The organism is Trichloromonas sp. (genome assembly GCF_034006665.1).
Taxonomy (GTDB): domain Bacteria; phylum Desulfobacterota; class Desulfuromonadia; order Desulfuromonadales; family Trichloromonadaceae; genus Trichloromonas.
The window spans coordinates 1-13,507 of the sequence record NZ_JAVESI010000034.1; the positions used below are offsets into that span (position 1 = coordinate 1).

At 56.1% G+C, this 13,507-nt stretch carries 14 protein-coding genes and 1 tRNA gene; 1 reads left to right on the plus strand and 14 read right to left on the minus strand.

The window, feature by feature from the left end:
• Positions 1 to 111: 111 nt before the first annotated feature.
• The 10 genes from pglX to RBR25_RS12650 all read right to left on the minus strand — a co-directional run bounded on the left by pglX (position 112) and on the right by RBR25_RS12650 (position 10,634).
• The gene (gene pglX / locus RBR25_RS12605) at positions 112 to 2,133 is read right to left on the minus strand and encodes a BREX-1 system adenine-specific DNA-methyltransferase PglX (protein ID WP_432819908.1); all 2,022 of its coding nucleotides are present in this window, start codon (positions 2,131 to 2,133) and stop codon (positions 112 to 114) included.
• A gap of 11 nt (positions 2,134 to 2,144) precedes the next feature.
• The gene (locus RBR25_RS12610; protein WP_432819909.1) at positions 2,145 to 2,267 is read right to left on the minus strand and encodes a hypothetical protein; all 123 of its coding nucleotides are present in this window, start codon (positions 2,265 to 2,267) and stop codon (positions 2,145 to 2,147) included.
• The gene (locus tag RBR25_RS12615; RefSeq protein WP_432819910.1) at positions 2,264 to 2,713 is read right to left on the minus strand and encodes a GxxExxY protein; all 450 of its coding nucleotides are present in this window, start codon (positions 2,711 to 2,713) and stop codon (positions 2,264 to 2,266) included. Before RBR25_RS12615 ends, RBR25_RS12610 begins: the two co-directional genes overlap by 4 nt.
• Positions 2,713 to 6,249: a BREX system P-loop protein BrxC gene (gene brxC, locus RBR25_RS12620; protein WP_432819911.1), complete on the minus strand. Its 3,537-nt coding sequence runs from the start codon at positions 6,247 to 6,249 to the stop codon at positions 2,713 to 2,715. The genes RBR25_RS12615 and brxC overlap by 1 nt, the downstream gene beginning before the upstream one ends.
• A gap of 12 nt (positions 6,250 to 6,261) precedes the next feature.
• Positions 6,262 to 6,852: a DUF1788 domain-containing protein gene (locus RBR25_RS12625; RefSeq protein WP_432819943.1), complete on the minus strand. Its 591-nt coding sequence runs from the start codon at positions 6,850 to 6,852 to the stop codon at positions 6,262 to 6,264.
• Between the two features lie 17 nt (positions 6,853 to 6,869).
• Complete coding sequence (locus RBR25_RS12630; RefSeq protein ID WP_432819912.1) at positions 6,870 to 7,484, minus strand: DUF1819 family protein; 615 nt, start codon at positions 7,482 to 7,484, stop codon at positions 6,870 to 6,872.
• A 352-nt stretch (positions 7,485 to 7,836) separates the two neighbouring features.
• The gene (locus tag RBR25_RS12635) at positions 7,837 to 8,277 is read right to left on the minus strand and encodes an antitoxin Xre/MbcA/ParS toxin-binding domain-containing protein (RefSeq protein WP_432819913.1); all 441 of its coding nucleotides are present in this window, start codon (positions 8,275 to 8,277) and stop codon (positions 7,837 to 7,839) included.
• An 18-nt stretch (positions 8,278 to 8,295) separates the two neighbouring features.
• Positions 8,296 to 9,201, minus strand: coding sequence for an HD domain-containing protein (locus tag RBR25_RS12640; RefSeq protein ID WP_432819914.1), 906 nt, complete (start codon positions 9,199 to 9,201; stop codon positions 8,296 to 8,298).
• Positions 9,194 to 10,402, minus strand: coding sequence for an Arm DNA-binding domain-containing protein (locus RBR25_RS12645; protein ID WP_432819915.1), 1,209 nt, complete (start codon positions 10,400 to 10,402; stop codon positions 9,194 to 9,196). Before RBR25_RS12645 ends, RBR25_RS12640 begins: the two co-directional genes overlap by 8 nt.
• Positions 10,395 to 10,634 (minus strand): hypothetical protein, encoded by a 240-nt coding sequence (locus tag RBR25_RS12650; protein ID WP_432819916.1) that lies wholly within the window; start codon positions 10,632 to 10,634, stop codon positions 10,395 to 10,397. Before RBR25_RS12650 ends, RBR25_RS12645 begins: the two co-directional genes overlap by 8 nt.
• 109 nt (positions 10,635 to 10,743) lie before the next feature.
• On the opposite strand from RBR25_RS12650, the gene RBR25_RS12655 reads away from it, so the two are divergent.
• Positions 10,744 to 11,091, plus strand: coding sequence for a helix-turn-helix domain-containing protein (locus tag RBR25_RS12655; protein WP_432819917.1), 348 nt, complete (start codon positions 10,744 to 10,746; stop codon positions 11,089 to 11,091).
• Positions 11,092 to 11,203: 112 nt separating this feature from the next.
• Here the strand turns inward: RBR25_RS12655 and RBR25_RS12660 are convergent.
• From RBR25_RS12660 to RBR25_RS12675, 4 genes are all read right to left on the minus strand, one after another.
• Positions 11,204 to 11,278: transfer RNA gene (locus RBR25_RS12660), tRNA-Val, on the minus strand.
• Between the two features lie 57 nt (positions 11,279 to 11,335).
• On the minus strand, positions 11,336 to 12,103 hold the full coding sequence (locus tag RBR25_RS12665; protein ID WP_432819918.1) for an enoyl-CoA hydratase/isomerase family protein: 768 nt from the start codon (positions 12,101 to 12,103) through the stop codon (positions 11,336 to 11,338).
• A gap of 1 nt (position 12,104) precedes the next feature.
• Positions 12,105 to 12,638, minus strand: a complete 534-nt coding sequence (gene cobO, locus RBR25_RS12670) for a cob(I)yrinic acid a,c-diamide adenosyltransferase (protein ID WP_432819919.1) — start codon at positions 12,636 to 12,638, stop codon at positions 12,105 to 12,107.
• A gap of 8 nt (positions 12,639 to 12,646) precedes the next feature.
• Positions 12,647 to 13,426 (minus strand): enoyl-CoA hydratase-related protein, encoded by a 780-nt coding sequence (locus RBR25_RS12675; RefSeq protein ID WP_432819920.1) that lies wholly within the window; start codon positions 13,424 to 13,426, stop codon positions 12,647 to 12,649.
• Positions 13,427 to 13,507 lie beyond the last annotated feature (81 nt).

Consider the following 13,507-nt stretch of genomic DNA (forward strand, 5'->3'; position numbering starts at 1 on the left):
AAAGATCGTCGCATGTAGCGGAACCCAGGAGGCCGTTTTTAGTTCACGCCACAATTCATGCCCCCGAATTCGCCCCTCAGAAAGGGGAAACCCGAGGTACGGGGGAAGAGCTCACGGATTCAGGTATTCCTTAAGCGGAACTCCATCTCGGAATACTTCAAAAATACGATGACTTAACCAATACGCAATCGGGCTTCCCGGGATCTTTTTAAAGTCAGCAGCAGAAGCACGATGAAACCATCCGCAGTCGGGATTCTTAATAGCCTCCCGCGTTCTCGGCCCTTGGTTTTCTGAGCCTCTAAAATCGGAAAGCCTTATGTAGCCGCCTTTGAATACCGGGTGGTGATCATTCTCAACCGTGAATGTGCAAATGGGCACCGTCGCACCGTCAAAGCCTGAATACTCTAACTGAACCAGTGAGGTAATAGTCTTCTGATTGATTAGGAAACTGCGCAACTTCTCGTAGGACGAAATGAACATCCAAACAAAGGGCGACATGAAGCCAAGCTGGCCTTTCGGCAATGCCAGTTCGGTATTTCGTACCATGAACGCGGAAAATAGATCCGACTTCACATCGGTGTAGTTATCTTTAAGCCAAGCCGCCAACCGCCCATTCATCCCCTTACCACCCATATACGGCGGATTGGCAATCACCACATGGTATTTCGGGCTCAGGTAATCGGCCTGCCGCAGGGCTTGCAGCACCTTCTGATGAGTCATGCTGATAAACAGCTGCCCGGAAACATTCTTTGACTCCAGAATCCTGAGCATGCCGTCTACGTCGGTGACATCGGGGCGGATCAGGGAGCCGAAGTTGTCGGCCTCTTCGAACTGGCGCAGGGTGGTTTGCAGTGGCGCGGTGAACAGGTCGCGCCCGACAAAATCCATGTAATCCTTCAACTCATTGCCGTCGAAGTGAACGTTCTCCAGCACGCAAATGTTCGGCTTGACGCCCTTGCTGAAGAAGCGGCGCTGTTTGGCGCGGGCTTTCATGGTCAGCGCAAAGGCCGCCAGTTCCCCGGCGCGTTCGTCGATCTCGATACCGTAGAGGTTATTGGTGAGGATCTTCTCCGGGATCTCGGCAGGCTCGTAACCTTCCTCCTCGTAGATGGCGTAGAGCAGGTCGAAGGCATAGGTGAGCATGTGGCCGGAGCCGCAGGCCGGGTCGCAGATCTTGATCTCTTCCGGGCTTTGAACCACTAAAAAATCATTTGAACCGCGAAAGGCGCTAAAATCGCGAAAATCACCGTCTTTCATTTCGTGTTTTTCGCGTGTTTCGCGGTTCGTGTCTTGAGGGTTTTTCGCGGTTAATTCTTCTTCGGGGTTAATGTAGTAGTCCATCTGCTCGACCAATTTCGAGCCCGGACGGTTCTGCATCCATAACCGGCCGAGGGAGTTTTCCACCAGGTAGCGCACGATCCAATGCGGGGTAAAAAGCTGGGTGGCGGCTGGGATGTTCTCGGGCGTGATCTTCTTGTTCTTCTTCAGGCCATCGAACACCTCGTCTTTTTTCTCGGAGATGTAGAACTGGTAGAGCCAGCCGATCACCTCGACATCCTCGCAGGCATCGGGCGTCATCGCTTCGCGGGTATAGGCAAGGATGGAGTTGCCCGAGAGCAGGTCGTCGGGCATCAGCAGCTCGGTGTAATCGTCGATGCGCTGGAACAGGAACGGCATGGCCTTGTTCCAGTAGTTGCAGGCGGCCACCACCAGCAACCGGTAAGCCTCGCCCTGCGGATCGCGGCTGGGCGCTTTGCCGTCGAGCAGGGCGAAGATCTGCTGTCGGACCTTATCGTGGACCATCTCGTCGTCAATATGCCCCATCTTGGCTTCGGCCAGAATCTCGGGCTGGAACTGTCCCTCGGCGGGCGACACCACGCCGATGCGGGTATAGCGGTTCACATCCATGAAACGCAGGGCGCAGAAGCGGTTGAACCAGATGTAGGCCACCCGCTCGATGACCTGTTCCTTGCCGTGCCCCTTGATCGCCTCTTCGAGCTTCTGGATAGCAGCGGGATGTTCCCGCCGCGCCGAACTTTCTGGAGACAAGGTCAGTTTCAGCTTGGCTGAGACCTGTTCAATCAGGCTGCGCCGAGCGAACTGAGCGAATTTTTTCAGTTTTGCTGTTTCCATCCAATAACCCCTTAACCGCGAAAGGCGCTAAAATCGCCAAAGTTTTTTATAACAAACCGCAACCCGGTAGCGGCATAACGACCTTCCACCATGTCTTGACTTTTTTCGCGTTCTTCGCGTGTTTCGCGGTTCATTGATCTTTTCTCCAGTCGCGAAAGTTTGAGTTTGCTATCCGGACGATCTCGACCTTCGGGTAGGCACCGAAGTTGACCATCAGACCGAGTTCAAGACCGGTGGCCTTGAGATAGTTCAGGAGTTGGGCTTTATGTTCGGCAGCGATCTCTTTCACCGCTTTGAGCTCTACGATGATTTTGTCGTAGCAGATGAAGTCTGGCTTGTAGGTTTGGGCAAGCTGTTCGCCCTTGTATGAAAGGACAAGCTCCTTCTGGGCCTCAAAGGGCAGCTGCCGCAGTCGAAATTCCTTTTCGAGGCACTCCTGATAGACGGCTTCAAGAAAGCCACAACCCATCTCGCGATAAACGTCGAAGATCGCTCCCTGAATGGCATAGCACTCCTGCTTGAACAGAAGTTCTTCTTTAGCGTCTTTCGCGCTTTTCGCGGTTAAATCTTTGCAGTTCATCAGACTTGAATCCGTTTGCCTTTGCGGATTTCTTCCAGCAGCACCTCGCGCATGGATTCCAGGTAGCTATCGACATCGGCTTCGTCCGCCAACCAGGCCCTACTGTAGGGAACACGGATCACACGGGCATGGATATATTCAGGCTGCGGCGCAACGGCTGGTGTTTCTTCTTCTGCTTCCACCTCTCCCAGACTTTCCCGGACAACTTGAACCTGCGGCTTTGGAGCAACCATCACGTTCATCTTGCTTAACAGCTTCTGAAATCCCTGATCCTCAAAATAGCGAACGCGATCATTGATAACGGCAATCAGTGGTTGCTGACCAACATGCTCTATCAGATCTTTGAACGGCTCGTCTAAATCCGCCTGCCTGACATCGGGCAGCTTCTGGTATTCGTCCATATTGTGCATCTGAGACTGCCTAGCCTTGAGAATTTCGACCGCCTGATGTCGTACTTGCTGTACCTTGTCGTCAACCAGCGACCGGGCTTCATCCAGCAGTGTTTTCATGCGTTGGATACGATTACCTTTGAGGCAATTCACATCTCTCAGGCTATCAGCGAGCTGCGTTGCGCAATCCCCCTCGATATAGGCGAAGTTAGGCTCCTGGGTCTGGACAAAGGTGCGGGCGTTATCGAAAATGCCTCTCTGCGGCCCGCTCATGAATTTCCGGACAGGATCGATGACGCTTTCCTTCATATCGAGCAGCGCGTCTTCCTGGCGGGTGAGTTCGGTCAGATACCAGGCATAGGGCTTGCCGGTCAGCTCCTTGAGCTTTTCGAGCACGGGGGTCAGCGCATGCAGAAACGGATATTGGTCTGACCGCGCCGCCAGCGGGGTGAGCTGGTGCATGAGTTCCTGAAGCGCGGTGCCGGTCTCTTTGCCGAGGGCCTTCGCTTCGTTGGAACCTGGCGGGGTGTCGAAAAAATCCTCAAAGAACTCCTTGAGGGCGCGAACCTGCGATGCGGTGAATTCAACCTGGGGTTCCAGCACGACATTGCCGTGGCCATGGGTGTTGCGCAACGCCTTCTCCAGTTCACCCTCTTCCAGCAGATTACTGTCGACACGGACTTCGACCTTGCCCCGAGCACACAGGTTGGCGAGCGTACACAGCACGGCGGCGTAGTACCAGCCGTAGGGTTTCCGCTCGAATTTTTCCAGCAGGTTCTTCAGCGTGGTACGCACGCCTCCCCGGTTATTGCTCTGAATGAACGCCAGCAGTTCCTGCTCCGCCTCGGAGAGGGTGGTCGCATCGTTGCCGAACAGCCCCTGCTGGGAATGCTTGAGGCACTTGGCGATGTCGTTTTCGGTGTAGGAAATGCCGCGCAGCATGCGAAGGTTGGGGTACACGCGGGAAACGAGTTCATGAAATCCGCGAATAAGCCGGGTTTGCCCGTCCTGAGAGCCGCTTTCGATGTCACTCCCCGCCACGAACAATTTGGCTTTGCCCAGCAGGGTTTGCACGCGCTGCTGCAGGTCGCTATAGCGTTCCCGATTCTGAAAACCCTTGTCGGTCAGGATGCGCTTGACCTCTCCCTGCTGGGTGATCGAGATATTCTGGCGAATGTACTTTTCCGTCCGCTTATACATGAGAAGGTCGCGAACGAGGCGTTCATCCGCAGGCATCAAAACCAGGAGTTCGTCCCGGCCCATGCTCTGCATCCGCAGAATGGATTCGCTTTCGGCATGTTCATGAAACGGGCTGATGACATGGATGGCCAGCTCGTACTCGCGCCCGTGCAGCCGATCATCGAGTTTTCTGGAGAATGGATAGTCCTGGCCATTCTCGTCGTAACGAATCTTCCGGAGCTTGAGACAAGAGTCGAAGACGATCTTCTCAAGCTCGGCGGCCACATCCGATGACTCCACCTCGGTATTCTTGATTTCCTCTTCGACGTCCTTTTCCTCGTCGGTGAGGTATTCGTAGAGCTCGCTATTGCGCTGCACATAGGTCTGCTGCTCCAGCAGGCTCAAAGCCTCTTCGACCCGTTTCCGCAACGCGGGCAGATCCTGATTGAAGCCGTCGAGCATCAAGACACAGAGGTTGCGAACGGTCGGCTTGAACTCCTTGACATATTTGACCAAAAAGAGCGTTTTCAACAGCCGGATCGCGAAGGGGCCGTCAAGGTGATGTTCCGCTTGGATAATGGCTTTTTGAATCTGAGTTTTCAGCGCGGCGCGAATGCCCTCGAACATCAGGTCGAAGGTCGCAAGCCCACCGATTTCATGATCCCCGATCTGGATCGCCACCTGCTGAAATACACCCAGCATGGAGCGTTCGCCTACCGAGCTGTGCTTGCCCTCGAAGGCATTGTGCTGGGACAGGTTCTGAATGGCCGACTGGAATAGGGAGAATTGGTAGGGAATGAACGGGTAGCTGTGAATGAAGTGATCCCGGTCTTGATAGTTCCGGTAGGTTTGCGAGCCGTCGGCAAAGTCGAACAGGGTCTTAAAATTGTTGGATTGCGCGTGATAAATATCCGAAAGAAGATGGACGCCATCTTCGGTTTTGGTCAGCAGGCGTTTCTGGATGACCTCGGCTACGTCGGCGCTGGTCAGCTTCATGCGATTGGCAAACCGGGCCTGGATTTTCGAGAAGTCGTTGCCTTGCTGTTTACCCATCTCGCCGACAACCGTCCCCATGTCCTCCTGGGCGGTGACAATGACCCAGGCGCGGCCTCGGCATTTGGTGGCCAGGCTCTCGGCGATGGTCTGCAGGTTGGTCATGAGCTTGAGGTTTTCGGCGATGTACTGACCGACCTCGTCGACAAAGAAGTTCAGACGGAAGCCGGGAATTTGCCGTTCAATATAGGCATTGATCTGTTCGGCAAAATCTTCGATGGAGACCCGGTATTGGCTGCGGTACTTGTCCAGAATCCCTAAAGCTTGCGCCTCGTCGCCGGCGGTGACCTGGGCATAGGCTTTGGCGATGTTTTTCGCTTCGAGCAGGGCCTGTTCACGACCTTTTTGCCAGGTTCTGCCTGCCATGGATTCATAGGTTGATTTGAACTGCCCATAGAGGCCACGGCTGTCCAGGTCGCGCTCAAACTGGGCGATGTGCCCCTGCTTGCCGTAGTAACCGCACATCTCGTCGAAAACTTTGACGAAGACAGCGAGAAGCGCATCGATCTGGGTCTTGCTGATGACATCCGCTTTTTGGTCGATGTTGAACAGAATGCTTTTCGAGGGGATAGCGACCGCTCGCTTGAGATCGCCGCGCAGGATTTCGTTGTCGCCGCACTTGGGCAGGAACAGGTCAAGAGCGAAAGAACCGTCGATCTGCCGGTTTTCGAGCAAGAGCGCCAGCATCTTCAACAGGTGCGATTTACCGGAGCCGAAGAAGCCGGAAACCCAGACGCCATTGGCGCCCTCGTAATTGTTGTAGGCGTCCAGGAAGGCCTCAAGCCGTTTCTCGACTTCGTTGGTCAGTACGTATTCTTCGATCTCTACGCGCAGGCTCGCTTCATCATCAGCCTTGATGACCCCTTCGATGGGGCGATCTACCGGCTTGTTGAATATCGTCTTAAGAGTTGTCACTCGTTCCCCCAGCTATGGTTCGCAATGGAATATATTGAAGGCCCGGTAATACTTGTCGTCGTGAAGCCTTCCGAAAAGATCAAGCGATGCTCCGGACTCCAGGGAATGGGTGTAGGCCCCCGGGAAAAACATGACGGTCGGCTTTTCTTTCGCCGTGCTCTGCAAATTGTTCAAAATATTGTGCGAGCGGATATAGGGAAACACTTCGCCAACGCCGGAGAGAAAAAGAACATCGAAATCCGTGCTTGCCATCTTGCTTGCCATGGCCGGGACAAGATGCGCTTCAGGGTCCAGTACGCCTTGCAGTAGTTCCTTAAGCTGTTCTTTGGAGACAGTCTCTTCCATCTGGAGGATCTGCTCCCAAATGTCGCGCTCTTTGAGGATTGCTATCGACAGGTCGTACAGGTTGATCTCCAGAACCCGGATACCGGCCTGCTCCAGGCGATTGGCCAACTGACGCTGGAGCCGCTCCATTTCTACGGATTCTTCCGGCCTGAAAGGACAGATGAAAAACGGAACCTCATTACCGAGACCCTGTTTGTTGAGAAAGCGCCGGCCCGAGATCACGGCAAAGAGGTGTTGAAGTCTGTCTTGCATCGGCATTCGGGCAATATCGGTCGTCACTGAGCCATCCCCTTCAGTCCTGATTCAAATATAGGGAAGTACGAAATCTCCCTGCGGCTGCCTTGATGGAACAGTTCCAACAGACTCGGGCTGAGCATGGCAGCGTGGATCATGTTGTTGGTCGTCAGGAGATCCGCCTCGCGAAGCATCTTGAACAGCACCTGCCGCAATTTGCTTCGTGTCGCCGGGGTGATCTCATCCAACTCCGGATGCCATTCGGATTTCCGATTAAAGAAAGAATCGAAATCCTCGAAGGCCAAATCAGCTTTCAGCGTGAGATAGCGCTCGCGAAGCACTTCAACGGCAAACTCAGCGATGAATCTGTAGCGACGGCAAACGGCGAGCCACAGGAGGTGGGCTTGCTCTTGCTGGCTGGCCCCAACCAGGAATTCAAGTTCGCCTTGAGCCAGCGTCCTAAGCCGAGAGACGACCTCGCGGCAGACCCGCTTGAGCGAATTCAGTGTCCGGGTCTGCAGTAGATTTTCTGCGACCACCTTGTCTCGAACAGCGTCCCAGTCGCCAAGATCAAGATACAGCGCGGCCAACATCACCGATTCCCGGTGAAAGAGCCCGCCCGTCGTAAATGACATGCTGTAGCGATTGCTGCTCATCCTTGGCCGTAATTCCTTTTCTCAGAAGTCCGGCAGCACCGCAGCCCTTCCCCCCACATCCACTTCATCCTGCTTGAACTTCCAGAGCCGGTCGTGCACGGCCAGATGCCCGTTGCCATAACGTAAACCATCCCCTCGGGAAAAACCCGAAAAACCAGAACAATCCCAGCCCGCAAACAGCAAAGCCGCCCAGGGAGTTCAAAATCCCGAGCGGCCTTTATGGTCTGCGGTCATAGGTTGTGAGTCATCTCCACCCTCGCCGATCACGTCAATGTCATATCATCAGCCCATACCTTACCCCGACCTTCCTGTTCCTGACAAGTGATTAATCCGACTTGGGGTTTTCAAGCTTTCACGAACATATCCCATGCTCAATGCGGCCAAGAATCGTGAGCACCTCTTCTTCCCCATCCGCACGCATCAAGGTGTTGATCGGCGTCTGTCCGCCCAGGGCAACGATTCTCGTCGTCAACCATGCCGCCGCACTGGCCTCGTCACCGAAAACTTCCAGCGCCCGGCACCGGACAGACTCCGGCACGGATTGAAAAGCCGCCCGGTCGAGGGCGGCTTTGATTTGCGTAAAAGAAGCGTCATCCGGAAGTTCTTCCATCCCAGCGATCACCTGCCGCAGCAAGGAGACTTGGCGGTTTTCCAAAACCTGTACCGAAGTAGAGGTCCGTGAGCGGCTTTCTTTCCGTGCGCGCCGGTCAATGATCTGGTCATGAAGAATGATCGCGCAGGCAATCAGCAAGAATACGCTGAGGCCGAGATAGATAACGACCAAGGGTTCCATCGGCAGTTCTCCTTCTGATTACGATACCCGCAGGGCGGGATGATCGGCGATACCGAGTTGAGGACAATTCCGCCCGTGAGCATGGGGGCTACGGCGATTCAGCCCGGTGCTGATCCGGTCGCAGCAGGCGACGAGGTCGGCCATGTCGTATTTGGGGATCTTCTCGCACATCTTCCAGGTGAGCAGGTAACGGAGTTCCCGCCCCCCTTCCGGCCAATCCCGGTCGAGTCGCTGCAGGTGGGGGGCGAGGACCTCCAGGGTCAGCTTGTCATGGTCGATGGACGCGCCCAAGGTCGTCCGCCGCATCCGATGGGTCAGGGTGAGAATCTTGCCGACATCGTGAAAGAGCGCGGCCACCATCCCCAGCTCGCAGCTTTCCCGGGAAAACTCCTGGTGCTTGGCCACCAGAAAGAAGCATTCGAGGCTGTGCCGCAGCAACCCACCGGGAAAACGGTGATGGTGTTGCAGACTGGCCGGCGCCGAAACGAAGGGAAAGCTGATACCTGGATCCGCCAGAACCGCTTCGACAAAACCCCGCAGCGGCGGCAGGCAAATCTGTTCGACGGCGGTCAGCAGCGTCGGCAGCAACTCCGGCAGCGGACAGATGCCGCGCGGAATGAGGGCGGCGGCGCTGCGGTCGGCAGGCTGCGACAGCGGATGAACCGAGGTGACATCGATCCGCAATTTGCCGCGATAAGGGCGCACCTGGCCGACGATCCGCACCAGGGAATAATCGGGCCGGTCGAGCCGGTCGATCAACTCATCCGTCCAGGCGTAAGCATGGATCTGCCCGCTGAAATCTTCCAGAAGCACCCGCAGATAGGGATAACCGTCCCAGGTGGCGCTGTGGGTCGCCTCCCGCAGCCGGAACGTTCCGCAGACCACCCCCGGCACCAGGTTCGACAGGGCCAACCGCTCAGACATGGGTACCCCCCGCCGCCATCCGCGCCGCGAGCAGGTTCTCGAAGGCCGATCCGTCCTGCCGCGTCAGGTTGGGGACGAAGCGCGAATAGACGGTAAAGAGCATGCGGGTCGTCGAGTGGCCCATCTGCCGGGCAATCCACTCGGGGTTTTCACCCGCCGCCAGCCACAGGGTCGCGGCGGTATGGCGGGTTTGATAGGGTTTGCGGGGTTTAAGCCCCATCACCCGCAAGGACGGGTACCAGATCCGCTTGGTGATGTTGCGATGATCCAGCGGCTGTCCTTCCCGATTGCAGAAGACAAACGCCCCCAGGTTGCCCGTGGCCTGATGCTGGCGGCACAAGGCTTCATAAACCGGCGTCGACATGGAGATCTCGCGAATGGAAGCGGACGTCTTGGTGACATCCACCCGGCCATCGACCAGCGTTTCCCGCACCCGGATCAGGCGTCTTTCAAAATCGACGTATTCCCACTGCAGGCCGTCGATCTCCCCGGTGCGCATGCCGGTGAAAAACCGGACGATGTAATAGTCCCGAAAGTCTTCGCGAATCCGCTCCAGAAAGAGGGAGACCTCTTCCATGGAAAAGGGGTCGACGTCGCTGCGGATCACTTTCAAGGGTTTGATCCGGGAAAAGGGCGTGCTAAAGTGAAAACGGTCGGCGGCGTCTTCGAGAATCATGCGCAAAGTCGTCATGATGTGATTGATCCGATCTGGTGAGAGGCCTTCTTTTTTTCCGTTACGAACTTTGGCGAGGGACGAACGGAATTTGAGAATCTCACCCTTGTCGATGCTGCCGACCTCTTTTTTGCCGAATTCGGAAATCAGGTGCTTGTCCAGATTCCCCCGCACCGTTCGGCGGTAAGAGCGCTTCCAGCGCACCTCGTTCTCCATGTACCACTCTTCGCAAAAGCTCGCGAAGGACGGCGTCTGCCGGGCTGGCGAAACGACCGGTTGCGGCATCTGAACAACCGGCCCCTCCTGCCCTTCCCTGATTTTGCCGAGGTTTTTGCTCTCGGGAAAGTACCGGGAATAGTCAAACTCCCCCGCATCGATCTCATTCTCGATCTGCTGCATGATTTTTTCGAGGCGCTTGCGATTGGCGGCGGAATCCTGAAGCCGGGTCTGCTCACGGCAACGAACGCCCCGGAAGAAAAAATCGAAATACAAGTAACCCGTCTCTTTGCGAACCCGAATATTACCCATTGCATACCCTCCTCCGGGACAGCGGAATTACCGGCGCCGCATTCTTCGACGGTTTCAACATATCCCGCTCAATGGTCTCCCAAATATAGAGAATCTTCCTCCGGCCAAAGGGACGGATGTAATGCTCCCCTTCCAGCAAAACGGCATCCCTGAGATAATTGCGAATGTAGGCGGGGTCATACCGCAGCCGCTGGGCCAGTTCTTCCGTTGTCAGATACGTCGTGTTTCCCATAGCGAATCTCCTCTGGTGTGGGTTAATGTTGATATTATATTAACTTCAATTTTTTGATTGTCAATCAATTTTTTGAAATTATTTGACGTAGACGCAAGAAAATGTCTAAATGTCAAAAAACGACCAAGAAGTTCAATTCTGTGATTTCTTGGCGAGAGGTCATTTACCCGAAGGGACGAGCGCCATGCTTCGTTTTTATCTGAAGAGATTGATTGCTGAGAAGGAACTGGAGTGGGGGAAACGCATCAGCATGGGCGAAATTTCCGAGTCGACGGGAATCCACGTTTCGACCCTTTCGCGACTGGCCAATCACAAGGCCGTAAATACCTCATCGGCCAACATTGAAGCCCTATGCGCGTATTTTGAATGCCGGATCCAAGACCTGGTGGAATACATCCCGGAAAAGGACCAAATTTCGGGAAACAGGAAAGGTGTCACAGAAAACGGAGAGGATTGACGGCAGGGGTCATTTTGGCGGGTGTGACAAAAATGACCGTCACAAAACTGTCACAAAATCGCCACAAACGCAAACAGGGGTTAGCGACGCATCGCTAACCCCTTGATTTTTATGGTGGGCGCAGTAGGGTTCGAACCTACGACCCCTGCCGTGTGAAGGCAGTGCTCTCCCGCTGAGCTATGCGCCCGTTTGAGGTGGCAATTTATAGCAATTCAGCCCAAAGCTGTCAATGGCAAATTGACCTTTACTCACGAGCGAAGAAGTCGGTGGCGCGTTTGCGGGCATCGCCGCTGGAAAAGAGGGTGGAGAAAGCACCGAGTTCCATGATCTGACCGTTTTTCAGATCAATGTCGGCACTGGCGTTGATCAGTTTCTTGCCGTAGGAAAGGGCGGCGGGGTGCATGGTCGCGATGCGCCGGGCGATTTTCTTGACTTCGCCCCAGAAGGTTTCGTGGGCGAAGACCCGGTCGACCAGCCCCATGCGCAGAGCTTCTTCGGCACCATAGGCGTCGGAAGTCATGAAAACTTCGAGAGCCGAGGCGCGTCCGACGAGACGCGGCAGTTTTTGAGTGCCACAAAAACCGGTGATAATGCCGAGTTTGGCGCCGGGGTGAGCGATCTTGAGGCGGTCACTCGCCAGGCGCATGTCGCAGGAAAGGGCCAGATCGCAGCCACCACCCATGGTAATGCCGTTGAGGGCGCCGATGATCGGCTTGGTCGCCTCCTCCATCTGTTCGAAGAGAGATTGCCCCAGCTCGGAAAAGCTCAGGCTGTCGAGGGAGGAAAAATCCTTCATCTCGGCGATGTTGGCACCGACCGCGAAGCTCTCCCCTTCGCCGCCGGAAAGGACGATACAGACCACCTCGGGGTCGGCCTCGCACAGGACCAGCGCCGCCTTGAGCTCGACGATACAGGCGCTGTGCAGCGTATTGAAACGTCCGCCGTTGTCGAGGGTGAGATAGCCGACGCCCTCTTCGACTGCCAGGCGCAGGGTGTTCCAAGCGCGCTCCATGTCAGAACTCGATGCCCTGCCGGGCCTGCTGCCCGGAAGGGTAGTAATGTTTAATTTCGCGCATTTCGGTGACGAGATCGGCCAGTTCGATGAGTTCGGGATGGGCGTTGCGGCCGGTCAGAACCAGCTCGGTATGGGGTGCCTTGGCGCAAATCAGTTCCTTGACATCGGCCACCGGAATCAGACCGTAATCGACGGCGCAGTTGAGTTCGTCGAGCACCACCAGATCGTAATCGCCGCTGCTCGTCAGCTGTCGAGCGCGAGCGAGGGCTTCGGTGGCGAGGCGGCGATCCTCGGCGGTCGGCTGCCGGCTGACGAAGGCCTCGCGCCCGACTTGCTCAATGGTGAGATTGGTGCCAACCCGGCGGGCGGCTTCCAGTTCGCCGTAGATCGTCTGCCCCTTCATGAACTGCATAACGTAAACACGAAAATCGTGCCCGGCGGCGCGAAAGGCCAACCCGAGCGAGGCCGTGGTCTTGCCCTTGCCGTTGCCGGTGTAGATCTGCACCAGGCCTTTCTCCAACCCCTTGGCCATAACTCCTCCTAACGCCCCTTGAAGCGGGCTTTGCGTTTTTCGACGAAAGCGCCCATCCCCTCTTTCTGGTCCTCGGTGGAGAAGCAGACGGCAAAGGCGTTCCGTTCCATGAGGCAGGCGGCGGCCAGATCGATGTCACTGCCGGCGTCGATGACCTCCTTGGCCAGTTTCAGGGATAAGAGCCCGCGACTGCAGATGGTGGCGAGCAGCTCCAGCGCCTCGCCGCGCAACTGCTCGACGGGATAGACCCGGTTGACGAGGCGGATGCGCAGAGCTTCCTCAGCGTCAATGAGGGCGCCGGTAAAGATCAGTTCTTTGGCTTTGGATTTGCCGACTCGCCGGGGCAGACGCTGGGTACCACCGAAACCGGGAACAATGCCGTATTCGATCTCCTTGAACCCAAGCTTGGCATCGACTCCACAAAGGATGAAATCGGCGGCCAAAGCGAGTTCCAGCCCAGCGCCGAGGACGTAGCCGGAAACCGCCGCCAGCAGCGGCTTGCCGAGACGCTCCATGGCTAGGCAGACGGAATGGCCAAGTTCGGCGAAGCGGGTCGCTTCAAGGGGAGACAACTCGCGGATTTCCGCCAGATCGGCGCCGGCGGCGAAATTCCCGCCGGCGGCGGTCAGCAGCACGCCATGCACCTGCTCGTCCTGACGCAGTTCCTGAAAGGCACGGAAAAGTTCCCGCAAGGTCTGGCCGGCAATGGAGTTGAAAACTTGGGGACGGTTGATTTCGACCACCGCCAGGCGTTCTTGGCGGGTAATACGGATGTGCTGATAGGGCATGGAATCTCTCCCGCTGAAAGGGGCGAAGCGGGGCAAACTATAGCAATCCCTGCTTTCCCCTGTCAAGCTAGGGGCAGGGGC